Genomic DNA, 22,088 nt, shown 5'->3' with positions numbered 1-22,088 from the left:
GCGAATTCTTCTGTTCAGGCGCCGACGGGAATCGGACGCGCTGCCGGAATCTGGCTGGCGATGCCTGCCTCGAACTCCGGACGGAAATACTTCATCGCACTGCCCAGTGGCTCGACGGCGCCCGGTGCGTGGGCGCAGAAGGTCTTGCCTGGGCCGAGGAAGCTGACGAGCTGCTCGAGGGTCTCCAGGTCGCCGGCCTGGCCTTCGCCACGCTCCAGCGCACGGAGCACTTTCACGCTCCACGGCAGGCCGTCACGGCACGGGGTGCACCAGCCGCAGGACTCACGGGCGAAGAACTCTTCCATGTTGCGGAGCAGGGAGACCATGTTGATGCTGTCGTCCACGGCCAGTGCCAGGCCGGTACCCATACGGGTGCCCACTTTGGCGATGCCGGCTGCGTACATGGGGGCGTCCAGGTGCTCCGGCAGCAGGAAGCCGGTACCGGCACCGCCGGGCTGCCAGGCTTTCAGTTTGAAACCGTCGCGCATCCCACCAGCGTAGTCCTCGAACAGCTCGCGGGCAGGAACGCCGAAGGGCAGCTCCCAGAGACCAGGGTTCTTCACCTTGCCGGAGAATCCCATGAGCTTGGTGCCCATGTCTTCGCTGCCCGGACGGGCGAGGGTCTTGTACCAGTCAACACCGTTGGCGACGATCGCCGGCACGTTGCACAGGGTCTCGACGTTGTTGACGCAGGTGGGCTTGCCCCAGACGCCGACGGCGGCAGGGAAGGGCGGCTTGGAACGCGGGTTGGCGCGGCGGCCTTCCAGGGAGTTGATCAGTGCGGTCTCTTCACCACAGATATAGCGGCCTGCGCCGGTGTGGACGAAGAGTTCAAAGTCGAAGCCGCTGCCGAGGATGTTCTTGCCCAGCAGGCCGGCGGCCTTGGCTTCGTCGATCGCGCGATTGAGGTTGCGCGCCGCGTCGACGTACTCGCCACGCAGGAAGATGTAGCCACGGTAGGCCTTGAGGGCGCGTGCGGAGATCAGCATGCCTTCCACCAGCAGGTGGGGCAGCTGCTCCATGAGCATGCGGTCCTTCCAGGTATTGGGTTCCATTTCGTCCGCGTTGCACAGCAGGTAGCGGATGTTCATGGATTCGTCGGCCGGCATCAGGCCCCACTTCACGCCAGTGGGGAAGCCCGCGCCGCCGCGCCCCTTGAGGCCGGAGTCCTTCACCTGCTGCACGATCTCGGCCTGGGCCATTTCGGTCAGGGCCTTGCGGGCAGCGGCGTAGCCGTTCTTTTGCTGGTACTCATCAAGCCATACCGGCTGTGCGTCTTCACGCAGGCGCCAGGTCAGCGGATGGGTTTCTTCGCTGCGGGCGATGCGGTTGGCCGGGCCAATGGAGGTGAGGGTCTTCATTGGTAGGCCTCCAGCAGCTTGGCAACGCCATCAGGTTGTACGTCGCCGAAGGTGTCGTCGTCGATCATCACGGCCGGGGCCTTGTCGCAGTTGCCGAGGCAGCAGACCGGCAGCAGGGTGAAGCGGCTGTCAGTGGTGGTCTGGCCAAGGCCGATGCCGAGTTGCTTCTGCATTTCGGCAACGACGGACTCATGGCCGCCGACGTAGCAGGTCATGCTGTCGCACACGCGGATCACGTGGCGGCCGACCGGCTGACGGAAGATCTGGCTATAGAAGGTAGCCACGCCTTCGACGTCGCTGGCGGGAATGCCGAGGATCGCGCCGATGGCGTCAGCGGCGCCGTCCGGCACCCAGCCACGCTCTTTCTGGACGATCTTCAGGGCTTCGATGGACGCCGCGCGCGGGTCCTCGTAGTGATGCATTTCGTGCTCGATGGCCGAGCGCTCAGTTTCGCTGAGGACGAAACGGTCGGTCTGGATAAGGGTGCTCATGATCAGCGGTCCACGTCAGCCATTACGAAGTCGATACTGCCCAGGTAGGCGATCAGGTCTGCCACCATGCTGCCGCGGATCACCGAGGGGATCTGCTGCAGGTGGGGGAAGCTGGGCGTCCGGATCCGGGTGCGGTAGCTCATGGTGCTGCCGTCGCTGGTCAGGTAGTAGCTGTTGATGCCCTTGGTCGCCTCGATCATCTGGAAGGCTTCGTTGGCCGGCATGACCGGGCCCCAGGAAACCTGCAGGAAGTGGGTGATCAGGGTCTCGATGTGCTGCAGCGTGCGCTCTTTCGGCGGCGGCGTAGTCAGCGGGTGATCCGCCTTGTACGGGCCTTCCGGCATGTTCTTGAGGCACTGGTCGATGATGCGGATGCTCTGGCGCATCTCTTCCACGCGAACCATGCAGCGGTCGTAGGCGTCGCCGTTGTGGGCCAGGGGCACTTCGAACTCGAAGTTCTCGTAGCCGGAGTAGGGGCGGGCCTTGCGCAGGTCGAAGTCGCAACCGGTGGAACGCAGGCCGGCACCGGTAACGCCCCATTCCAGGGCTTCCTTGGTGTTGTACTGGGCAACGCCAATGGTACGGCCACGCAGGATGCTGTTCTTCAGGGCGGCCTTTTCGTATTCGTCGAGGCGCTTGGGCAGCCATTCGACGAACTCTTTCACCAGGCCATCCCAGCCGCGCGGCAGGTCGTGGGCGACGCCACCGATGCGGTACCAGGCCGGGTGCAGGCGGAAACCGGTCACGGCTTCGATCACCTTGTAGGCACGCTGGCGGTCGGTGAAGGTGAAGAACACCGGCGTCATGGCGCCCACGTCCTGGATGTAGGTGCCCAGGAACAGCAGGTGGCTGGTGATCCGGAAGAACTCGGCCATCATCACGCGGATGAAGTCGACGCGCTGCGGCACCTTGATGCCGGCCAGCTTCTCGACCGCGAGGACGTAGGGCAGGTTGTTCATCACGCCACCGAGGTAGTCGATACGGTCGGTGTACGGAATGAAGCTGTGCCAGGACTGGCGCTCTGCCATCTTCTCGGCGCCACGGTGGTGGTAACCGACTTCCGGCACGCAGTCGACGATCTCTTCGCCGTCCAGCTGCAGGATGATACGGAACGCACCGTGGGCGGAAGGGTGGTTCGGGCCGAGGTTGAGGAACATGTAGTCCTCGTTCTCGCCGTGGCGTTTCATGCCCCAGTCTTCCGGGCGGAAGCGCGCGGCTTCTTCTTCAAGCTGGTGCTTGGCCAGGGTCAGGCTGAAGGGATCGAATTCGGTGGCGCGCGCCGGGTAGTCCTTGCGCAGCGGGTGACCTTCCCAGGTGTTGGGCATCATGATCCGCGACAGGTGCGGATGGCCGGCGAAGGTGATGCCGTACATGTCCCAGACTTCGCGCTCGTACCAGTTGGCATTCGGCCAGATACCGGTGGCGGTAGGCAGGTTGAGGTCGCCTTCGGACAAGGCCACCTTGATCATCACGTCACTATTACGCTCCAGCGACATGAGGTGGTAGAACACCGTGAAGTCGGCGTTCGGCAGGCCGCGGCGCTGGGTGCGCAGGCGCTCGTCGACGCCATGCAGGTCGTACAGCATGACGTAGGGGCGCGGGAGGTTGCGCAGGAACTTGAGGACGTCGATCAGCTTGTCACGGCCGACCCAGATCACCGGCATGCCGGTACGGGTCGACTGGATGGTGAAGCTTTCGGCGCCGAAGCGGGAATTCAGCTCTACGACGACGTCTTGGTCGTCTGCCTTGTAAGGCGGAATGGACAGAACGGTGTCTGCAGTCATGGTCTCGGTCGCTATTCGTCAACGTAAAGAATGAGCCTGGGGTCTTCCGGGGAAGAACAGGCTCAGACTTCGTCGGGGCTGCGCAGGTTGGTGACCTGAATACGCTGTTCGCGGCGCTTTTCTCGCTCGGAGGGCATGTCGGCACGGTAGATGCCCTGGTCCCCCACGACCCAGGATAGCGGGCGGCGCTCCTGGCCGATGGATTCCTGCAGCAGCATCAAGCCTTGCAGGAACGCCTCCGGACGGGGCGGGCAGCCGGGAATGTAGACGTCAACGGGGAGGAACTTGTCCACGCCCTGAACGACCGAGTAAATATCGTACATGCCGCCGGAGTTCGCGCACGAACCCATGGAGATCACCCACTTGGGCTCCAGCATCTGCTCATAGAGGCGCTGGATGACCGGCGCCATCTTGATGAAACAGGTGCCGGCGATGACCATGAAGTCCGCCTGGCGCGGTGATGCACGAATGACCTCCGCACCAAATCGCGCGATGTCGTGCGGCGCGGTGAAGGCAGTGGTCATCTCCACGTAGCAGCAGGAGAGGCCGAAGTTGTACGGCCACAGGGAGTTCTTGCGACCCCAGTTGACTGCGCCGTTGAGAACATCCTCGAGCTTGCCCAGGAAGATGTTCTTGTGCACCTGATCTTCTAGCAGCGGGTCGGAAACGGTCTCCCGCTCGCCGATCGGATACTGCTCATAGGTCGCATCCGGATCGATCCGAGTAAGTTTGTATTGCATTGCCAAAGCCTCATTGTTTTAGCTTCGCCTGCCGCTTGCGACGACCTTCGGGAGCCCAATCAAGCGCCCCGATGCGCCAAAGGTAGACAAGACCTGCCAACAGAATTGCTATGAAAATGGTTGCTTCGATAAAACCGGCCCAACCGCTTTCGCGGACGGAAACGGACCAAGCGAAGAGAAAGAGGGCTTCGACGTCGAAGATCACGAAGAGCATCGCGACCAGATAGAATTTGGCGGAGAGGCGCAGGCGGGCGGTGCCGGTGGGGAGCATGCCGGATTCGAAGGGATCGTTCTTGCTGCGACCGATGGCCTTGCTGCCGAGCAGGCTGGAAACCCCGATCATGAAGGCGCAGAGGCCGACGACGCCCAACAGGAAAACAGCGAAACCCCAGTTGTGGGAGATGATGGCAGTTGCTTCCGACATGCCGGAACTCCTTAAGACAAGGAACGGCGTTCACTTGCGTTAAAAGGTTTAATGCCGAGCATCAAATGATGCCCAGGCAATCGATTCCGACAATTTTATGCCTGACCGGGTGTGCAAGTAAATTTTTCAGGCCAAAAAATTGCCTGAGAAGCCCGATTCTTGGCGTCTGTCTCCTCTGCAGGCCACGAAGCGCAAGGCTTTCGTGATTTTCTTAGGCCTTGGTCTGATTGCGGCCTTATGTCGCAGCGGTGGTCGTACCAGCTTCGCGAATGATAGGCATTATCGTTTGATTGGTGGTTAATTAGTCACTACACGAGAGTTGTCTCGAAGAACTAAGAAACTGCGCGATCAAATATTCCCCAATAGCCCGGAAGTTGCTCTTCAAGTCGCGTTCATAATTGCGACAATTCCATTTGTTTTTGTTCAAGCACTTTTGCCGGTGGTGGAAAAAGAGGCCGACCCGGATGGGTCGGCCCAGACCTTGCGGGGAGTCAGAGGAGGCGACGCCCGTCCTCGCGCTGGATGATCACGGTGGACGAGCGGGGGCGCTTGCCTGCGCCGTCCGGCCAGGTGCTGAGCAGGTTCGTTGCGGTGGAGCCTTCGCCCGGGTGCTGGATGTTCACGAACAGCGTGCGGAAGTCCGGCGTGGCGCTGATGCCGGTGACTTCGGCGCCCAGCGGGCCCACTAGGAAACGCTTGAGTTCGCCGCTGCGCGGGTCGGCCACGAGCATCTGGTTGTTGCCGAAGGGGCCGGCGCTGAGCTGGCTGCCGCTCATGTCGGTCTGGATCCACAGGCGGCCTTCGTCGTCGAACCAGAGCCCATCGGGGCTGGCGAGAATGTTCTGCGCGCCCAGGGGCTTGCCATTCGGGCCGCGGCTGTCGCCCTCGGGACCGGCGAGCAGGAAGATGTTCCAGTCGAAGCGGCGGCCTGCGTGATCGCGGCTGTTCTCGCGCCAGCGGATGATGTGGCCGTAGGCGTTGGTCGGGCGCGGGTTTGCAGCGTCGGCGGTGGTGCGGGCGGTGTTGTTGGTGAGGGTGAAGTACACCTCGCCGTTGTCCGGATTCACTGCGCCCCATTCCGGGCGGTCCATGCGGGTGGCGCCAACCGCGTCGGCGGCCAGGCGGGTATTGATCAGCACTTCACCCTGGTCGGCGAAGGTGATGCCGGCGGCCAGGCAGGCCTTGAGGAAGTTGCGATCATTGATGTCCAGAGGCAGCCAGTCGCCACTGCCGTCGGCATTGAAGCGGGCGACATAGAGCGTGCCTTCGTCCAGCAGGCGACCATCGGCCTGGCCAGGGCGATACTTGTCGCGGCTGACGTATTTGTAGATGTACTCGTTCTGCGAGTCGTCGCCGGAATAGCAGACCACGGGGCGGCCGGGCTTGACCGGGGCGAAGATCAGGCCTTCATGGGCGAAGCGGCCCAGGGCGGTGTGCTTGACCGGGGTGGAGTCGGGGTCGAAGGGATCGATCTCGACGATCCAGCCGAAGTGGTTCGGCTCATTGCGGTAGTCGCCCTTGGCATCGGCGGTCTTGCGGGTCGCGTCGAAGCGTTCGAACTCGTCGCCCGGCAGGGTTTCCCAGCCGAAGCGGCTGCTGCTGCGCAGGCCGTAGCGCTGCAGTTCGCGCGGCAGGCCGGTGTCGCGGGTGGCGAAGTAGCCGGCCCAGTTCTCCTCGCAGGTGAGGTAGGTGCCCCAGGGCGTGAAGCCGTTGGAGCAGTTGTTCTGGGTGCCGCGAGTGGCGGTGCCCTGCGGGCTGTAGCGGGTCTGCAGCAGCTTGTGACCGCGGGCCGGCCCGGTGATCTGCATCGGCGTGGCGGCGGTGATGCGGCGGTTGCGGCGGCTCGGCACCACTTCCCATTCGCCATTGACATTGCGGCGAATCTCGACCACGGAAACGCCGTGGGCGTTGATCTCCTTGCGGACTTCTTCGGCGATGGTGCGCTTGCCGCCGACCACGGTCGGGCCGTTGGGGTGCAGCAGCGGAGCATCGATGTACTCGTGGTTCAGCACCAGCAAGCCGTGGTCCGAACGCCTGCCGGGGCCGCGTCGGGCATCGATGGGGAAGAAGTGCATGCCGTCATGGTGCATGCCGATCTGTTCAGCCTGGTCCTGGGCGCTGTTGCTGGCGTCGTCGAGGAACGCGGGATAGCGCCCGGTGATCGGGGTTCCCCAGGGAATGAAAGGCGTGGCCTTGTAGCCCGGCGGCACGGTGATGGCGTCGGCGCGGCCGGTGGGGATTGCATCGAAGGGCAGGCGCGAGCGTGGCTTGAAGGGGAAGCCGTTGGCTTGCGAGTCGGCGGCCATCGCCTCTCCCGGGAGGGCTGCACCAAGGAATGCCAGGGCGCTCGCGGCGGCGCCGCCGATCAGCACCTGGCGGCGGTTGAGGCTGCCGATGAGGTCGCTGATATGCGGGTTATCGGAGGTGTTGCTGGGCAGTTCGTCGCCGTTACCAAAGAGCACGGCTTTGTCGTTGTGTTCGTTCAAGGCGGGTCTCCACGCAGGCGAATCGACGGAGACCTGACGCTAATTCCCAAAAGCGACGGAACAATGACAGAGATGTGGAAATGCTGTTGCGTGGGACCTGGTGCACGCTTCGGGTCATTCCTTGGCGACTGATGGGAACTTCTGGCTGATGGCGAAAATCAGCGCCCCTCCCGAGAGCTGTGCTATCACGCGGTCGCGATCCGCTCGTGCCAGGACCAGGCAGCCGTAGCTGCGTCCGGGTACGCCGTGTTCGCGGATGAAGTCATCTTCCATGTACGCATTGGCGTGAATGACGATGGCGCGCTCCTCTGCGTTGCTGTTGCTCGTACTGAGTCCGATAAGGCGCATGGAGCGGCCGTGGCCCGGCTCGTCGCTGTCGAACACCTGCGACGTGCGGAACAGGCCCAGAGAGCTGGAGCGGCTTCCAAAGTCGTTGGAGAAGCTGTCTGCGTAACCATCGTGATCCGGGTCCGAGCCCTTGCCGTGGGCGACGCGGAAGCTGCTCAGCAGGGCGTGGCTGCGGCTGTCGAACAGGTAGAAGCGGGGCAGGGTGGACGCACGGCCATAGTCCACCACGGCGAAGTGTGGGTGCCTGTTGGCTTTCAGCCTGTCCAGTAGCTCGCCCAGTTGGGGCTGGCTGACCAGCAGTTCCAGGTCGCCGGCGCGCAGGATGGGGGAGGTGAACAACAGAATCAGCAGCAGGAAGCGCGACACGACGGGAGCTCCGGGGTTTTCTGCAGATTCTAGGAGTGCGCCCTCACCTGGCAAGACGTTGCAGACCATTGGCCACGGTGCAGAAAAGAAAAACCCCGGTGCATGCACCGGGGTCCTTCTGACTCGCCATCTCCGGCCGATGCGTGGTCGGCCGGTGGCAGTTCCTCTTAGTGGAACTGGTTCATGGTGTTGTCTTTACCGCTCGCCTTCAGAGCAGCTTCGCCAGCGAAGTACTCTTTGTGGTTGTCGCCGATGTCGGAGCCAGCCATGTTCTGGTGCTTGACGCAGGCGATGCCCTGACGCAGTTCCTGACGCTGAACACCCTTCACGTAGGCCAGCATGCCCTGGTCGGCGAAGTAGCCCTTGGCCAGGTTGTCGGTGGACAGGGCCGCGGTGTGGTAGGTCGGCAGGGTGATCAGGTGGTGGAAGATGCCGGCGTGGGCCGAACCGTCGCGCTGGAAGGTGCGGATCTTCTCGTCTGCAACCTGGGCCAGCTCGGTCTCGTCGTACTCGACGCTCATCAGCTTGGCGCGGTCGTAGGCGGAGACGTCCTTGCCTTCGGCAACGAACGCATCGAACACCTGCTGGCGGAAGTTCAGGGTCCAGTTGAAGGACGGGCTGTTGTTGTACACCAGTTTGGCGTTCGGGATGACCTGACGGATGCGGTCAACCATGCCCTTGATCTGGCCAACGTGGGGCTTCTCGGTTTCGATCCACAGCAGGTCGGCGCCGTTCTGCAGCGAGGTGATGCAGTCCAGGACGCAGCGGTCTTCGCCAGTGCCCTTGCGGAACTGGAACAGGTTGGAAGCCAGGCGCTTCGGACGCAGCAGCTTGCCGCCGCGGTTGATCACCACGTCGCCGTTCTGCAGTTCGGAAGCGGAGATTTCTTCGCAGTCCAGGAAGGAGTTGTACTGGTCGCCCAGGTCGCCCGGCTGACGGGTAACGGCGATCTGCTTGGTCAGGCCGGCGCCCAAGGAGTCGGTACGGGCAACGATTACACCGTCGTCAACGCCCAGCTCGAGGAAGGCGTAGCGAACAGCGTTGATCTTGGCGAGGAAGTCTTCGTGCGGAACGGTCACTTTGCCGTCCTGGTGGCCGCACTGCTTCTCGTCGGATACCTGGTTCTCGATCTGGATGCAGCAGGCACCCGCTTCGATCATCTTCTTGGCCAGCAGGTAGGTAGCTTCAGCGTTACCGAAGCCGGCGTCGATGTCGGCGATGATCGGTACTACGTGGGTTTCGTAGCCGTCGATCTGAGCCTGGATTTCGTCCTGCTTGGCCTTGTCGCCAGCGGCGCGAGCGGCGTCCAGGGCGGTGAACAGGAGGTCCAGTTCGCGGGCGTCAGCCTGGCGCAGGAAGGTGTAGAGCTCTTCGATCAGGCCGGAAACGGCAGTCTTCTCGTGCATGGACTGGTCGGGCAGCGGGCCAAAGTCGGAGCGCAGCGCGGCAACCATCCAGCCGGAGAGGTAGAGGTAGCGCTTGTTGGTGGTCTTCAGGTGCTTCTTGATGGAGATCAGCTTCTGCTGACCGATGAAGCCGTGCCAGCAGCCCAGGGACTGGGTGTAGACGGAGGAGTCGGCGTCGTACTCGGCCATGTCCTTGCGCATGATGGCCGCAGTGTACTTGGCGATATCCAGACCGGTCTTGAAGCGGTTCTGGGCGCGCATACGGGCAACCGACTCGGGGTTGATAGCGCTCCAGCTGTTGCCGTTCGCTTCTTTCAGAGCGGCAATGGCCTTGATGTCGTTTTGATAAGCGGACATGGTCAATCCTTCAAAGTGTGTATGGGGTTGAGCACCGACTTTCCCACTCAAAAACCTGCGTTCTGAAGGTTATTGCGGGTTGCTCACCGCAGCGCGTCGAAGGACCGACTGGAGAGATGTAGCTGGAGGAGGGGTGACTGACTGCAGACGCTCGCGAAATCGATGGGTGGTTTTGCGCTCTTCGATCACTTGCCGGTTCGTGGAAACCGTTGGGCGATCTGCCGGGCACTGCCTTCGATCCTGCGATTGTTGCGGGTGCTTCCCCGTCCCTCAGGACAACCTCGTTCCAGTCGCAACCTCGTCGCACTGCCTTATGGGCTGTTACAACACGGATCGGCTCGGCTGGTTGGCTGGAGCGCGACCCGGAGGCCCTGTTCAGGACCCCTGGCTAGCGGGAGCGAGGCCATCTTGCTCTTTCAAACAAGTGTTCGTCAATCGTTTTGTAGTGTTTTTTTTTGACTACTACATAAGACCTTAGGATGAGACCGGGCGGTCTGAAAAGAGGCTGTCAGTCGACTGCGTCGACCTTCAGGCGCAGGGTCATATCCTCACGGCCCTGGGTGGTGCGGCGGCGCAGGAAGCCGCTCTGGTCGGACTGGCTGTCCTCGTTTACGGCGCCGATGGTGATCCACTCGCCGAGGCGGCCACTGACCTTGGTGTCAGTGCTCTGCACGTTGATCACGCCGGGCTGGCTGCTGTTGAGGCGGTCGCGGTTGCTGCTGATGCTGACGTGCACCAGCTCGCCGGTGAGGGTGGCGGTGACGTAGAAACCCTGTGTCACATTGCGGTACTCGGTGTTGCTGTACACCTCGCCGTAGGGGCCGCTGCTGGTGGTGGTGATGGGCACGCTCTGGCCAACCTGGATCAGTGCCGGGTAGCCTTCGGTGGTTTGCACTTGCTGCACGCCGGCGCCGCGGCTGTCGGTGCTGCGGCGAATGATGCGGACCTGGTCACGGCCATTGACTTCGCCACGGCCGGCCTGGACTTCGACGCCGCCGGCGCTGGCCGAACCATTGACCGCATAGCCGCGGTCACTCTGGAAGTTGCTGTCGCTGGTGTCGACGCTGATCAGCAGGCGCCGCGGTCGGGTGTCGAGCTGGTCGAGGAGGTTGCGCAGTTCGCTGATCTTCGCCGGTTCGGCGTTGACGATGAGCTGGTTGCCGTAGGCGCTGACGCGTCCCTCGTTGCCCAGCACCGACTGCGCCATTGGCAGCAGTTCATCCGCCGTGCGGTAGCGCAGCTGGATAAGTTCCGTCGCCGCCTGCAGGGGCAGGCAGACGAGCAGGAGGAGGGCTGCGAGCAGGGCGCGTGGGGTCATATCAGGAAGCTCCGCAAATCGGGGTCGGTAATGCTCAGGTCCCAGGCCTGGTCGAAGCGGGTCTGCTGCAGCCGGGTCCTTCCGGGGTCGTTGTAGAGGGCGTAGCCGGCGTACTGCTCGGGCTCAGGGCGAACGAGGAGTCCGCGATCATCGGCTATCAGGTATGCCAAGTCTTCCGAAGGATGATCGGGGTTGATCCGGCGAATCTGGAAATTGCTGGAAACGCGTCGGCTGAGGCTGAGCAGGCGGTGACCTTCTTTCACTGCGCGGCTCAGGTCACGCACCAGAATGCGCAGCTGGCATTTCGGATCGCTCACCAGCAGGCGGGTGCAGGCCTGCTGGATGGCGCTGTTGTGATAAAGCCAGGGCTCCAGGTCCGGGGTGTACAGGCAAATTCGGCGGCGCGCCTGCTGCATGAGTGAAAGGGCGTGGGCGCGGGCGTCGTCCGGATTGCTGAAGCGTTCGAGGCGATCATGACTGCCAAGGCCGAACGGGGCGGGTTCCCATTCGGGTGCCTCAGCTTGCAGCGACGAGGGGTTGTGAACGCTGAAACGCCCCGGCGACTGGAACTCGATTGCCGGCAGTTCGACTTCGTTCTCAGTACTTTCCGGGGTGTTTTCGTTCATCTTTGCCTCTACTGGCTTTCGCGCACCATGTCCACGTGGGGAATGCCAGCCTCGAGGAATTCGCTGCTGACGATCTTGAAGCCGTGGCGTTCGTAGAACGCGGTGGCGTGGACCTGGGCCGAGAGCATCTGGCGCTTCAGGCCGCGGCGTTCGGCTTCGGCGATGGCCGCCTGCAGCAGCCGGTCGCCCACCTTCAGTCCGCGCCAGTCCTTGAGTACCGAAACCCGGCCGATATGACCATCCGGCAGCAGGCGGGCGGTGCCGATAGCATAGTCCCGCTCGAAAGCGAGAAAGTGCACGGCCTCCGCATCTTCGGTGTCCCACTCCAGTTCCGGCGCGACGGATTGCTCGGCGATGAACACGGCCTCACGGATGCGGCGCAGGTCGGCATTGTCCTTCTGCCAGTCGGCAACGCGGACGTGTATCTCACTCATCGGCAAACTCCAGACTTCCTTGCTTGATCAGTTCCAGAAGAAGCTTACGCCCGTCCTCATCGCCCAGCCATTGGCCAAGATTGTCGAAATGCAATGCTTCGGCAGCGCAGATCAGCTTGAGCAGTTCGCGCAGGCTGCTTGGCAGCAGGCGGCTCTGGCCGCTGGCGAAGAGCACCAGGCCGATATCCACTTCGGACCAGGCCAGGCGCGCGCTGGGGTTACGGAGCAGTACCGCACCGTCTTCGATCGCGCTGAGAAAGTCCGCTTCCTCCACATCGGTGCCGGCGACCAGTTCCGGGTAGCGCGGCTCGGTCATGAACTGGCCGAACCAGGTCAGTAGCAGGCGCTCGTCGCTCATGTGCTCGTTGAGGAGGAGCTTGAGGCGGTCCAGGGCGTCGCGCTGGATCTCGTGCGGGTCGCTGGCGGGGGCGGTGCCGGCGTCGCTGTAGCGTTCCTCGTCCGGCAGGAACTGCGCGAGGAAGTCGGTGAAGTGGGTCAGCACTTCGGCGGCGCTGGGGGCGCGGAAGCCGACTGAATAGGTCATGCAGTCGTCTTCGGCGATGCCGAAGTGGGCCAGGCGCGGCGGCAGGTAAAGCATATCGCCAGGCTCCAGGACCCATTCATCGGTCTGCTGGAAGTCGGCGAGGATGCGCAGGTCGGCGTGGGGCAGCAGGGCGCTCTCGGCGTCGCACATCTGGCCGATCTTCCAGCGGCGGCGGCCGTGGCCTTGCAGGAGGAATACGTCGTAGTTGTCGAAATGCGGTCCTACACCGCCACCCGGCGCGGCGTAGCTGATCATCACGTCATCGATCCGCCAGCTGGGCAGGAAACGGAAGTGCTCCAGCAGTTCGGCGACCTCCGGGACGAATTGGTCGACCGCCTGGACCAGCAGGGTCCAGTCGCGCTCCGGCAGGTTCTGGTAGGTGTCTTCGGCGAAGGGGCCGCGACGCATTTCCCAGGGGCGCTCGCCGTGCTCAAGTACCACGCGGGACTCGACTTCCTCTTCCAGGGAAAGGCCCGCGAGCTCGTCGGGAGAGATGGGGCTTTCGAATCCGGGGATGGCCTGGCGGATCAGGAGCGGCTTCTGTTGCCAGTAATCGCGCAGAAATTCACGCGCGGTAAGGCCGCCCAGAAGTTGAAGAGGAGTGTCAGGATTCATGTCTAAGCCTTTGAAATAAAAACGCCCGGCACAGCCGGGCGTGCATTGGTTCGAAACCGATCAGATGCGCTTGGCCTGGGCTACGGCGTTACCGATGTAGCTGGCGGGGGTGAGCTTGCGCAGTTCGGCCTTGGCCTCGGTCGGGATGTCCAGGCCATCGATGAAAGTCTGCAGGGCTTCCGGGCTGATGCCCTTGCCGCGAGTCAGCTCCTTGAGCTTTTCGTACGGGTTTTCGATCGCGTAGCGGCGCATCACGGTCTGGATCGGCTCGGCGAGGACTTCCCAGCAGGCGTCCAGGTCTTCAGCGATACGCTGGGCGTTCAGCTCCAGCTTGCCGATGCCTTTCAGGCTGGCCTCGTAGGCGATGACGCTGTGGGCGAAGCCGACACCGAGGTTGCGCAGCACGGTGGAGTCGGTCAGGTCGCGCTGCCAGCGGGAGATCGGCAGTTTGCTGGCCAGGTGCTGGAAGAGCGCGTTGGCGATGCCGAGGTTGCCTTCGGAGTTTTCGAAGTCGATCGGGTTGACCTTGTGCGGCATGGTCGAGGAGCCGATCTCGCCGGCAATGGTCTTCTGCTTGAAGTAGCCGAGGGAGATGTAGCCCCAGACGTCGCGGTCGAAGTCGATGAGGATGGTGTTGAAGCGGGCAACGGCGTCGAACAGCTCGGCGATGTAGTCGTGCGGCTCGATCTGGGTGGTGTAGGGATTGAAGTCCAGCCCCAGGTCGCCTTCGATGAATTCGCGGGCATTGGCTTCCCAATCCACGTCCGGGTAGGCGGACAGGTGGGCGTTGTAGTTGCCCACGGCGCCGTTGATCTTGCCCAGCAGCGGTACGGCGGCTACCTGGGCGATCTGGCGCTCCAGGCGGTAGACGACGTTGGCCATTTCCTTGCCGAGGGTGGTCGGCGAAGCTGGCTGGCCGTGGGTGCGGGACAGCATCGGAACATCGGCGAAACGTACGGCCAGGTCGCGGATGGCGTCGGCCAGTTGGCGCATCAGCGGCAGCACGACCTGATCGCGACCTTCACGCAGCATCAGGGCGTGGGACAGGTTGTTGATGTCCTCGCTGGTGCAGGCAAAGTGGATGAACTCGCTGACCTTGGCCAGCTCGGGCAGCTTGGCGGCCTGCTCCTTGAGCAGGTATTCCACGGCTTTCACGTCGTGGTTGGTGGTGCGTTCGATTTCCTTGATGCGCTCGGCATGCTCCAGCTGGAAGTCTTCGGCCAGCTTGTCGAGCAGGGCGTTGGCTTCGGCGGAGAAGGGCGCGACTTCCGGGATGCCGGCATGGGCGGCAAGGCGCTGCAACCAGCGGACCTCTACCTGGACGCGAAAACGGATCAGGCCGTATTCGCTGAAGATCGGGCGCAGAGCGCTGGTTTTGCCGGCGTAGCGGCCATCTACGGGGGAAACCGCGGTGAGCGAGGAAAGCTGCATGAGGGCGTTCTCGGACGATCGGTCAACGAAAAGGGGCGCACATCATACATGGTTTTCGTCTTGCTCGCTGCCTGTGCGCCATGGCCGACGACACATGGCGCGGCAGGGTCAGCCGCGCAGGAGCGGGTACAGCTCGTTGAGCAGCTTGCGGCGGCTGAACAGGAGTTGCCAGCGATTGCCGCCCAACTGGCGCCAGAGGCGCGCGGCGCGGATGCCGGTGAGCAGCAGGGCGCGGATTTTCGCGGCGTTACTGGACTGCTGCAGGTGGCGCATGTCGCCATGCACCTGGATGCGTTGGCGGAAGGTGCTAAGCGTGTCCTGGTAGAGGCTGGCGCAGGCGGCTATGACGTTGTCGTGCACCAGGCCGAAGTGCTGTACCTGCTGCTGGATCTGGTCCAGGCGATTGCCGATGACTTCCAGCATGTCGCCGCGTTTGGCCAACTGGCGCTCCAGGGTAAGCAAGGCCAGGGCGTAACGCAGGGGTTCGCGCTGCAGGCTGGCGGGCTCGCGCTCCAGGGCGCTGACCAGGGCCTTGTAGCCATCGCGCAGGTTGATGTCGTCGCCGCCGTAGACTTCCAGGGTGTCTTTCGGGTCGCGGATCAGCAGGCTGCCGAGCATGCAGCCCAGGGGCGGCTCGCTGATCTGGCCGGTCTTGGCTATCCGGTCGACCAGGGCGGCCGCTTCGAAGACGGCGCCGAGGGCGACCAGTTGCTCGCGGGTCTGGTTCATGGGCGCTGGACTCCGGCATCCCAGGGGGTGGCGCTTTCGATCACGCCGCCGCCGAGGCAGATCTCGCCGTCGTAGAACACCACCGACTGGCCTGGAGTGACGGCGCGCTGTGGCTCGTCGAATACCGCGATGTAACCGTCCGGGGTCTTTTCCAGGGTGCAGGGCTGGTCGCTCTGGCGATAGCGAACCTTGGCCTTGATGTGGCGCGGTTGGCTGAAGTCGACGGGGTTGACCCAGTAGATGTCGGAGGCTTTCAGCGAGCGGGAGAACAGCCAGGGGTTCTCGTTGCCCTGGCCGACGATCAGCACATTGCGCGAGAGGTCCTTGGCCAGTACGTACCAAGGGTCGTCGCTGGCGTCCTTCATGCCGCCGATGCCAAGGCCCTGGCGCTGGCCGATGGTGTGGTACATCAGGCCGTGATGGCGGCCGATGACCTCGCCTTCGGTGGTTTCGATGTCGCCGGGCTGGGCGGGCAGGTACTGCTTGAGGAAATCGGTGAAACGACGCTCGCCAATGAAGCAGATGCCGGTGGAGTCCTTCTTGCGAGCCGTGGCCAGGCCATGTTTCTCGGCGATGGCGCGTACTTCCGGCTTCTCCAGTTCGCCTACCGGGAACAGGGTGCGGGCGATCTGCTCGCCGCCAACGGCGTGGAGGAAATAGCTCTGGTCCTTGTTCGGGTCCAGGCCCTTGAGCAGTTCAGTGCGGCCATCGATGTCACGGCGGCGCACGTAGTGGCCGGTGGCAATGAGGTCCGCGCCCAGCGACAGGGCGTAGTCGAGGAAGGCTTTGAATTTGATCTCGCGGTTGCAGAGGATGTCCGGGTTCGGCGTGCGGCCAGCCTTGTACTCGGCAAGGAAGTGCTCGAACACGTTGTCCCAGTACTCCGCCGCGAAGTTGGCTGTGTGCAGCTTGATGCCGATACGGTCGCAGACGGCCTGGGCGTCGGCCAGGTCCACCTTGGCGGTGCAGTATTCGGTACCGTCGTCCTCGTCCCAGTTCTTCATGAACAGGCCTTCCACCTGATAGCCCTGTTCGAGCAGGAGGAGGGCGGAGACCGAGGAGTCGACGCCGCCGGACATGCCGACTATGACGCGGGTATTGGCTGGATCACGCATGGGAATCTGCACTGGTCGTGTACGCAAAAGCGGAATTCTATCAGAACCGGCTCGCGATCAGCTGCGCGTCGGCCCTGCTGCGTTGAAAGCAGGTTCGGAATGCTCATTTACAGCCGTAAACTCCGCTTCCTCACCTGCTTTGGCCTTGCATGGCTCTAGCTCGCAAGATCGTAAGCGGGTTCTTTGGGCTGGGGTGTTCAGGCGACGCGGATCAGGCTGAGGGGGAAGCGCTCGCCGTCCAGGTAGTCGTCGATGCAACGCAGGACCAGGTGGCTGCGCCAGCGGTCCTTCTCGGCCAGGAGCTCGTCGCGGGTCAGCCAGCGTGGGCCGATGATGCCTTCGTCCAGAGCGCGGTCCGGATGGTGGCGCAGCGGCTTGGCGGCGAAGCAGACGCGCTGGTAGGTCACGCCATTGCTGGGCGCGGTGTAGAGGTAGATGCCGGTGACGGCGGTCAGCTCCACTTCCCAGCCGGTTTCCTCGAAGGTTTCGCGCAGCGCGGCTTCGAGAAGGGTTTCGTTGGCTTCCAGGTGGCCGGCGGGCTGGTTGAACACGGCGCGGCCATCGGCTTCTTCCTCCACCAGGAGGAAACGGCCCTGGTCCTCGACTATGGTCGCGACGGTGATATGGGGTTGCCAGGTCATCGGCTAGGCTCCGGAAAAGGGGGCGACATCATAAGTCGTGGATGGTGGAAAAAAGAAACCCCGGGCAATGCCCGGGGTTTCCTTTGTCGTCCTGTGGCGTTTAAGCCAGCAGGCCGTCGATCGCAGCGTTGAAGGTGGCGCTGGGGCGCATCACCTGGCTGGTCAGTTCCGGGTTCGAGCGGTAGTAGCCGCCGATATCCACGGCCTTGCCCTGGGCGCCGTTCAGTTCGGCGACGATGGTCGCTTCCTGTTCGGTCAGGGTCTTGGCCAGCGGAGCGAAGTGCGCCTTCAGTTCGGCGTCGTCGTTCTGCGCGGCCAGGGCCTGGGCCCAGTACAGTGCCAGGTAGAAGTGGCTGCCACGGTTGTCCAGCTCGCCAACCTTGCGCGCCGGGGACTTGTTGTTGTCCAGCAGCTTGCCAGTGGCTTCGTCGAGCGTCTTGCCCAGTACCTTGGCCTTGGCGTTGCCGGTCTTGATACCGGTTTCTTCCAGGGAAACGGCCAGGGCCAGGAACTCGCCGAGGGAATCCCAGCGCAGGTAGTTCTCTTCAACCAACTGCTGCACGTGCTTGGGTGCCGAACCGCCGGCACCGGTCTCGTACATGCCGCCGCCCGCCATCAGCGGAACAATGGACAGCATCTTGGCCGAGGTGCCCAGTTCCATGATCGGGAACAGGTCGGTCAGGTAGTCGCGCAGTACGTTGCCGGTCACCGAGATGGTGTCCTGGCCGCGCATCTGGCGCTCCATGCTGGTGCGGATGGCTTCGTTGTAGCCCTTGATGCTGATGTCCAGGCCGGTCAGGTCGTGGTCCTGCAGGTACAGCTCGACCTTCTTGCGCAGCTCGCGGTCGTGGGCGCGCTCCGGGTCCAGCCAGAAGATGGCCGGGGTGTTGGACAGGCGGGCGCGGGTAACGGCCAGCTTGACCCAGTCACGGATCGGGGCGTCCTTGGTCTGGCAGGCGCGCCAGATGTCGCCGGCTTCCACTTCATGCTGCATCAGCACGGTGCCATCGGCCGCCACGACGCGCATGGTGCCGTCGGCGGTCATTTCGAAGGTCTTGTCGTGGGAGCCGTATTCCTCGGCTTTCTGCGCCATCAGGCCGACGTTCGGCACGGTGCCCATGGTGGTCGGGTCGAAGGCGCCGTTGGTCTTGCAGAAGTTGATCATCTCCTGGTAGATGCGAGCGTAGGTGCTCTCCGGCATCACCGCTTTGGTGTCCTTCTGCTTGCCATCCTTGCCCCACATCTGGCCGGAGTTGCGGATCATCGCCGGCATGGAGGCGTCGACGATCACGTCGCTCGGGATGTGCAGGTTGGTGATGCCTTTCACGGAGTCCACCATCGCCATTTCCGGGCGGTGGCTGTACACCTCGTGGATGTCGTGATGGATCTCTTCCTGCTGGGAGGCCGGCAGCACCTTGATCTTGTCGTAGACGCTGCTGATGCCGTTGTTCGGGTTTACGCCCAGTTCCTTGAACAGTTCGCCGTACTTGTCGAACACGTCCTTGTAGTAAACGCTGACCGCATGACCGAAGACGATGGGGTGGGAGACCTTCATCATGGTCGCCTTGACGTGCAGGGACCACATGACACCGGTTTCCTTGCAGTCCTGCAGGGTCTGCTCGAAGAAGGCGCGCAGTTTCTTGCAGCTCATGAACATGCTGTCGAGGACTTCGCCGTCCTGCAGGGGGAGCTGCTTCTTGACCTCTACCTTGCCGTCCTTGCCAACGAACTCGATGCGCACGTCACCGGCCTTGGCCATGGTGATGGACTGCTCGCTGGAGAAGAAGTCGCCGCCACGCATGTAATCGGCGTGGGAGCGGGAGGCCATGCTCCACTTGCCCATGGAGTGCGGGTGCTTGCGGGCGTAGGCCTTGACGGCGGCGGGTGCGCGGCGGTCGGAGTTGCCTTCGCGCAGGACCGGGTTCACGGCACTGCCCAGGACCTTGGCGTAGCGGGCGCGGACGTCTTTTTCTTCGTCGGTCTGCGGGTCTTCCGGGAAGTTCGGCACGTCGTAGCCCAGTGCCTGCAGCTCGGCGATGGCGCCCTTGAGCTGGGGCACGGAGGCACTGATGTTCGGGAGTTTGACGATGTTGGCGTCAGGCGAGGTGGCCAGAACTGCCAGGTAGGCCAGGTCGTCTTCGATGCGCTTGTCAGCTGCAAGCTTGTCAGCGAAGGTGGCCAGGATGCGTCCTGCAAGAGAGATGTCGCGGGTTTCGACGTCGATGCCGGCTGAAGCGGAGAAGGCTTTGACGATGGGGAGGAGCGAGTAGGTGGCGAGCGCGGGGGCTTCGTCGGTGAAGGTGTAAGTAATCTTCGGACGGTTGGACATTAACGTTTAACTCTCTTCTTTTCTGGGCGCGCACAGAGTCTCGAAGCGCATTGGTAGACGCATTCGCCCAATGTCGAATTGAGCTATGTCGAGAATTGCCGCGGGGGTAATGGAGCGCCAGTAGAGCGTTGTGCAGTCGATCCATGGTGGTGGCACGGCTGCGACGAGGACAGTGAGTCTGGTCCCAGACTGCTCGCCCCCGATGACTATCAAGTCACGGCGCGCAGTATACCACTCCTTTGGGTGGGCTGACTCAGGCGTGCGATTTCGACTAAGGAAGATATGGTCGATGACCGGACAACTGGAGTAGGCTCACGAGCTGCAAGAGCGTTCTCAACCACAACACGGAGCTCAGCATGGGATACCAAAAGATCCAGGTGCCGGCAGTCGGTGACAAAATCACCGTCAACGCAGATATGTCCCTGAACGTACCGAACAACCCGATCATCCCGTTCATCGAGGGTGACGGCATCGGCGTCGACATCAGCCCTGTCATGATCAAGGTAGTGGATGCCGCCGTCGCCAAGGCGTACGGCAATGCCCGCAAGATTTCCTGGATGGAAGTCTATGCCGGCGAGAAGGCCACTCAGGTCTACGATCAGGACACCTGGCTGCCGAAAGAAACCCTCGAAGCTGTTCGCGACTACGTCGTTTCCATCAAGGGCCCGCTGACCACGCCGGTCGGTGGTGGCATTCGCTCGCTCAACGTGGCCCTGCGCCAGGAGCTCGACCTCTATGTCTGCCAGCGTCCGGTACGCTGGTTCGAAGGCGTGCCCAGTCCGGTGAAAAAGCCCGGCGACGTCGACATGGTGATCTTCCGCGAGAACTCTGAAGACATTTACGCTGGCGTCGAGTGGAAGGCCGGCAGCCCTGAGGCGGAGAAGGTCATCAAGTTCCTCACCGAGGAAATGGGCGTGAAGAAGATCCGCTTCACCGAAAACTGCGGCATCGGCATCAAGCCGGTTTCCCAGGATGGCACCAAGCGTCTGGTGCGCAAGGCCCTGCAGTATGCCGTGGATAACGATCGCAGCTCCGTGACCATCGTCCACAAGGGCAACATCATGAAGTTCACCGAGGGTGCCTTCAAGGAGTGGGGCTACGAGGTCGCTCGCGACGAATTCGGCGCCGAGCTGCTGGATGGCGGGCCGTGGATGCAGTTCAAGAATCCGCGCACTGGCAAGAACATCGTGGTCAAGGACGTGATCGCCGACGCCATGCTGCAGCAGATCCTGCTGCGTCCGGCCGAGTACGATGTGATCGCCACCCTCAACCTGAACGGTGACTACCTGTCCGACGCCCTGGCGGCCGAGGTGGGTGGTATCGGCATCGCGCCCGGCGCCAACCTCTCCGACACCGTCGCCATGTTCGAGGCCACCCACGGCACGGCGCCGAAGTATGCCGGCCAGGACAAGGTGAACCCGGGTTCGGTCATCCTCTCCGCCGAGATGATGCTGCGTCACATGGGCTGGACCGAAGCTGCTGACCTGATCATCAAGGGCACCAACGGTGCCATCGCCGCGAAGACCGTGACCTACGACTTCGAGCGTCTGATGGATGGCGCCAAGCTGCTGTCGTGTTCCGAGTTCGGCGACGCCCTCATCGCGCACATGTGAACCTGAAAGCGGATACGAAAAGGCCGGTCATCTGACCGGCCTTTTTTATGCCCAAATATTGCGGGGCTCAAACTTCTGCCGTGCTGCCCTGGGGTTGGCTGATTGAGGCAGGTGCTTCGGTGGTGGCCGTGACCGGGCGAATATTCACGGCGTGCAGCCCTTTCGGGCCCTGGATGATATCGAAGCTTACCGGCTGTCCAGCCTTTAGCGTCTTGTAGCCGTCCATCTGGATGGCCGAATAGTGGGCGAACAGGTCCTCATCTCGGCCTTCGGCGAGGATGAATCCATAGCCTTTGGCGTTGTTGAACCACTTGACCTTACCGCTAAGCATGCTGATATCCCTCTGCAAAGGACTCCATCACTGGAGTATCATCCACTTCGACTCCATGCCCCGAAGGCCGCCATGGCCGTGCGCATGGAACCCCTGATACCCGAAGACGGGTATCCACTGGTTGTAACACCGTTTTGCCGTTAGTCAAGGCGTTCCCGGCAACGCCTGAGAAACGGATCAAAGTCTTTCCAGTAGCCGTTTTTCATTCATCCATGACCTTTATTTCCAGCATGCATGCAAGCAGCCAGATTCGACTAACATTCAATCAGGACAGTCCGCAGCATCATGAGGACGACTCCACGGGCCTGGCGGTGCAGGAAGCGAAACCGGCCCTGCAGGCGCCACCTATGTATAAGGTGGTGATGTTTAACGATGACTACACCCCTATGGATTTTGTGGTCGAGGTGCTCGAGACGTTCTTCGGTATGAACCGGGAACTCGCCACCAAGATCATGCTGACCGTGCATACGGAGGGTCGGGCGGTTTGTGGCGTGTTCACTCGCGACATCGCTGAAACCAAGGCCATGCAGGTCAATCAATATGCGAGAGAGAGCCAGCATCCGCTGCTCTGTGAGATCGAGAAGGACGGTTAACGCCGC

Annotated in this window: 20 protein-coding genes; 2 read left to right on the top strand and 18 right to left on the bottom strand. The window is 62.6% G+C overall.

Translation table 11 applies throughout. The annotated features are described in order from the left end of the window. Nucleotides 1–14 precede the first annotated feature (14 nt). The 17 genes from nuoF to FXN65_RS15635 form a co-directional block, all read right to left on the bottom strand. Nucleotides 15–1,361 (bottom strand): NADH-quinone oxidoreductase subunit NuoF, encoded by a 1,347-nt coding sequence (gene nuoF / locus FXN65_RS15720; RefSeq protein ID WP_151134075.1) that lies wholly within the window; start codon nt 1,359–1,361, stop codon nt 15–17. Continuing rightward, complete coding sequence (nuoE, locus tag FXN65_RS15715; protein WP_107504067.1) at nt 1,358–1,858, bottom strand: NADH-quinone oxidoreductase subunit NuoE; 501 nt, start codon at nt 1,856–1,858, stop codon at nt 1,358–1,360. The genes nuoF and nuoE overlap by 4 nt, the downstream gene beginning before the upstream one ends. Beyond that, nucleotides 1,855–3,636, bottom strand: a complete 1,782-nt coding sequence (gene nuoC / locus FXN65_RS15710; protein ID WP_151134074.1) for an NADH-quinone oxidoreductase subunit C/D — start codon at nt 3,634–3,636, stop codon at nt 1,855–1,857. Before nuoC ends, nuoE begins: the two co-directional genes overlap by 4 nt. Before the next feature lie 62 nt (nt 3,637–3,698). Further along, nucleotides 3,699–4,376 carry a NuoB/complex I 20 kDa subunit family protein gene (locus FXN65_RS15705; protein ID WP_028628745.1) on the bottom strand — a complete coding sequence of 226 codons (678 nt, stop codon included), beginning with the start codon at nt 4,374–4,376 and terminating at the stop codon, nt 3,699–3,701. Between the two features lie 10 nt (nt 4,377–4,386). Beyond that, nucleotides 4,387–4,800, bottom strand: a complete 414-nt coding sequence (locus FXN65_RS15700; protein ID WP_077524433.1) for an NADH-quinone oxidoreductase subunit A — start codon at nt 4,798–4,800, stop codon at nt 4,387–4,389. Nucleotides 4,801–5,291: 491 nt separating this feature from the next. Further along, nucleotides 5,292–7,286, bottom strand: a complete 1,995-nt coding sequence (locus FXN65_RS15695) for a PhoX family protein (RefSeq protein ID WP_151134073.1) — start codon at nt 7,284–7,286, stop codon at nt 5,292–5,294. A gap of 114 nt (nt 7,287–7,400) precedes the next feature. Then, nucleotides 7,401–8,000 (bottom strand): murein L,D-transpeptidase catalytic domain-containing protein, encoded by a 600-nt coding sequence (locus FXN65_RS15690; RefSeq protein WP_151134072.1) that lies wholly within the window; start codon nt 7,998–8,000, stop codon nt 7,401–7,403. A 167-nt stretch (nt 8,001–8,167) separates the two neighbouring features. Continuing rightward, nucleotides 8,168–9,763 carry an isocitrate lyase gene (locus FXN65_RS15685; protein ID WP_151134071.1) on the bottom strand — a complete coding sequence of 532 codons (1,596 nt, stop codon included), beginning with the start codon at nt 9,761–9,763 and terminating at the stop codon, nt 8,168–8,170. Nucleotides 9,764–10,271: 508 nt separating this feature from the next. Continuing rightward, nucleotides 10,272–11,081 carry a secretin N-terminal domain-containing protein gene (locus tag FXN65_RS15680; protein WP_151134070.1) on the bottom strand — a complete coding sequence of 270 codons (810 nt, stop codon included), beginning with the start codon at nt 11,079–11,081 and terminating at the stop codon, nt 10,272–10,274. Continuing rightward, nucleotides 11,078–11,707: a DUF7931 domain-containing protein gene (locus tag FXN65_RS15675; protein ID WP_151134069.1), complete on the bottom strand. Its 630-nt coding sequence runs from the start codon at nt 11,705–11,707 to the stop codon at nt 11,078–11,080. Before FXN65_RS15675 ends, FXN65_RS15680 begins: the two co-directional genes overlap by 4 nt. An 8-nt stretch (nt 11,708–11,715) precedes the next feature. Continuing rightward, the gene (locus FXN65_RS15670; protein ID WP_151134068.1) at nt 11,716–12,141 is read right to left on the bottom strand and encodes a GNAT family N-acetyltransferase; all 426 of its coding nucleotides are present in this window, start codon (nt 12,139–12,141) and stop codon (nt 11,716–11,718) included. Beyond that, a complete protein-coding gene (locus FXN65_RS15665; protein WP_151134067.1) occupies nt 12,134–13,300 on the bottom strand; it encodes a ribosomal protein uL16 3-hydroxylase in 1,167 nt (388 codons plus the stop codon). The genes FXN65_RS15670 and FXN65_RS15665 overlap by 8 nt, the downstream gene beginning before the upstream one ends. 60 nt (nt 13,301–13,360) lie before the next feature. Next, on the bottom strand, nt 13,361–14,731 hold the full coding sequence (gene purB / locus FXN65_RS15660) for an adenylosuccinate lyase (RefSeq protein WP_151134066.1): 1,371 nt from the start codon (nt 14,729–14,731) through the stop codon (nt 13,361–13,363). Nucleotides 14,732–14,839: 108 nt separating this feature from the next. After that, entirely contained in the window at nt 14,840–15,460 is a 621-nt protein-coding gene (hflD, locus tag FXN65_RS15655) for a high frequency lysogenization protein HflD (RefSeq protein ID WP_151134065.1), read from the bottom strand. Beyond that, nucleotides 15,457–16,575: a tRNA 2-thiouridine(34) synthase MnmA gene (gene mnmA / locus FXN65_RS15650; protein ID WP_151134064.1), complete on the bottom strand. Its 1,119-nt coding sequence runs from the start codon at nt 16,573–16,575 to the stop codon at nt 15,457–15,459. Before mnmA ends, hflD begins: the two co-directional genes overlap by 4 nt. Before the next feature lie 197 nt (nt 16,576–16,772). After that, on the bottom strand, nt 16,773–17,216 hold the full coding sequence (locus FXN65_RS15640; protein ID WP_151134062.1) for an NUDIX hydrolase: 444 nt from the start codon (nt 17,214–17,216) through the stop codon (nt 16,773–16,775). Between the two features lie 100 nt (nt 17,217–17,316). Next, nucleotides 17,317–19,545: an NADP-dependent isocitrate dehydrogenase gene (locus FXN65_RS15635; RefSeq protein ID WP_151134061.1), complete on the bottom strand. Its 2,229-nt coding sequence runs from the start codon at nt 19,543–19,545 to the stop codon at nt 17,317–17,319. 356 nt (nt 19,546–19,901) lie between these two features. On the opposite strand from FXN65_RS15635, the gene icd reads away from it, so the two are divergent. After that, nucleotides 19,902–21,158: an NADP-dependent isocitrate dehydrogenase gene (icd, locus tag FXN65_RS15630; RefSeq protein WP_151134060.1), complete on the top strand. Its 1,257-nt coding sequence runs from the start codon at nt 19,902–19,904 to the stop codon at nt 21,156–21,158. A 67-nt stretch (nt 21,159–21,225) separates the two neighbouring features. Here the strand turns inward: icd and cspD are convergent, their stop codons facing one another. After that, complete coding sequence (cspD, locus tag FXN65_RS15625; RefSeq protein WP_151134059.1) at nt 21,226–21,489, bottom strand: cold shock domain-containing protein CspD; 264 nt, start codon at nt 21,487–21,489, stop codon at nt 21,226–21,228. 230 nt (nt 21,490–21,719) lie between these two features. Between cspD and clpS the strand changes: the two genes are divergently transcribed. Then, nucleotides 21,720–22,082, top strand: a complete 363-nt coding sequence (clpS, locus tag FXN65_RS15620; RefSeq protein ID WP_120655211.1) for an ATP-dependent Clp protease adapter ClpS — start codon at nt 21,720–21,722, stop codon at nt 22,080–22,082. Nucleotides 22,083–22,088: the final 6 nt, after the last annotated feature.

It is taken from the genome of Pseudomonas lalkuanensis, assembly GCF_008807375.1.
GTDB classification, from domain to species: domain Bacteria; phylum Pseudomonadota; class Gammaproteobacteria; order Pseudomonadales; family Pseudomonadaceae; genus Metapseudomonas; species Metapseudomonas lalkuanensis.
The sequence above is the reverse complement of the archived record's forward strand: the minus strand, read 5'-3'. Positions and strand labels throughout refer to the sequence as shown.

Excerpts from the sequence above, each read along its gene's own strand:
- nuoF (WP_151134075.1), bottom strand. The coding sequence starts at position 1,361 with ATGAAGACCCTCACCTCCATTGGCCCGGCCAACCGCATCGCCCGCAGC.
- nuoC (WP_151134074.1), bottom strand. The coding sequence starts at position 3,636 with ATGACTGCAGACACCGTTCTGTCCATTCCGCCTTACAAGGCAGACGAC.
- FXN65_RS15705 (WP_028628745.1), bottom strand. The coding sequence starts at position 4,376 with ATGCAATACAAACTTACTCGGATCGATCCGGATGCGACCTATGAGCAG.
- FXN65_RS15700 (WP_077524433.1), bottom strand. The coding sequence starts at position 4,800 with ATGTCGGAAGCAACTGCCATCATCTCCCACAACTGGGGTTTCGCTGTT.
- FXN65_RS15685 (WP_151134071.1), bottom strand. The coding sequence starts at position 9,763 with ATGTCCGCTTATCAAAACGACATCAAGGCCATTGCCGCTCTGAAAGAA.
- FXN65_RS15680 (WP_151134070.1), bottom strand. The coding sequence starts at position 11,081 with ATGACCCCACGCGCCCTGCTCGCAGCCCTCCTCCTGCTCGTCTGCCTG.
- FXN65_RS15675 (WP_151134069.1), bottom strand. The coding sequence starts at position 11,707 with ATGAACGAAAACACCCCGGAAAGTACTGAGAACGAAGTCGAACTGCCG.
- FXN65_RS15670 (WP_151134068.1), bottom strand. The coding sequence starts at position 12,141 with ATGAGTGAGATACACGTCCGCGTTGCCGACTGGCAGAAGGACAATGCC.
- FXN65_RS15665 (WP_151134067.1), bottom strand. The coding sequence starts at position 13,300 with ATGAATCCTGACACTCCTCTTCAACTTCTGGGCGGCCTTACCGCGCGT.
- purB (WP_151134066.1), bottom strand. The coding sequence starts at position 14,731 with ATGCAGCTTTCCTCGCTCACCGCGGTTTCCCCCGTAGATGGCCGCTAC.
- hflD (WP_151134065.1), bottom strand. The coding sequence starts at position 15,460 with ATGAACCAGACCCGCGAGCAACTGGTCGCCCTCGGCGCCGTCTTCGAA.
- mnmA (WP_151134064.1), bottom strand. The coding sequence starts at position 16,575 with ATGCGTGATCCAGCCAATACCCGCGTCATAGTCGGCATGTCCGGCGGC.
- FXN65_RS15640 (WP_151134062.1), bottom strand. The coding sequence starts at position 17,216 with ATGACCTGGCAACCCCATATCACCGTCGCGACCATAGTCGAGGACCAG.
- FXN65_RS15635 (WP_151134061.1), bottom strand. The coding sequence starts at position 19,545 with ATGTCCAACCGTCCGAAGATTACTTACACCTTCACCGACGAAGCCCCC.
- icd (WP_151134060.1), top strand. The coding sequence starts at position 19,902 with ATGGGATACCAAAAGATCCAGGTGCCGGCAGTCGGTGACAAAATCACC.
- cspD (WP_151134059.1), bottom strand. The coding sequence starts at position 21,489 with ATGCTTAGCGGTAAGGTCAAGTGGTTCAACAACGCCAAAGGCTATGGA.
- clpS (WP_120655211.1), top strand. The coding sequence starts at position 21,720 with ATGCATGCAAGCAGCCAGATTCGACTAACATTCAATCAGGACAGTCCG.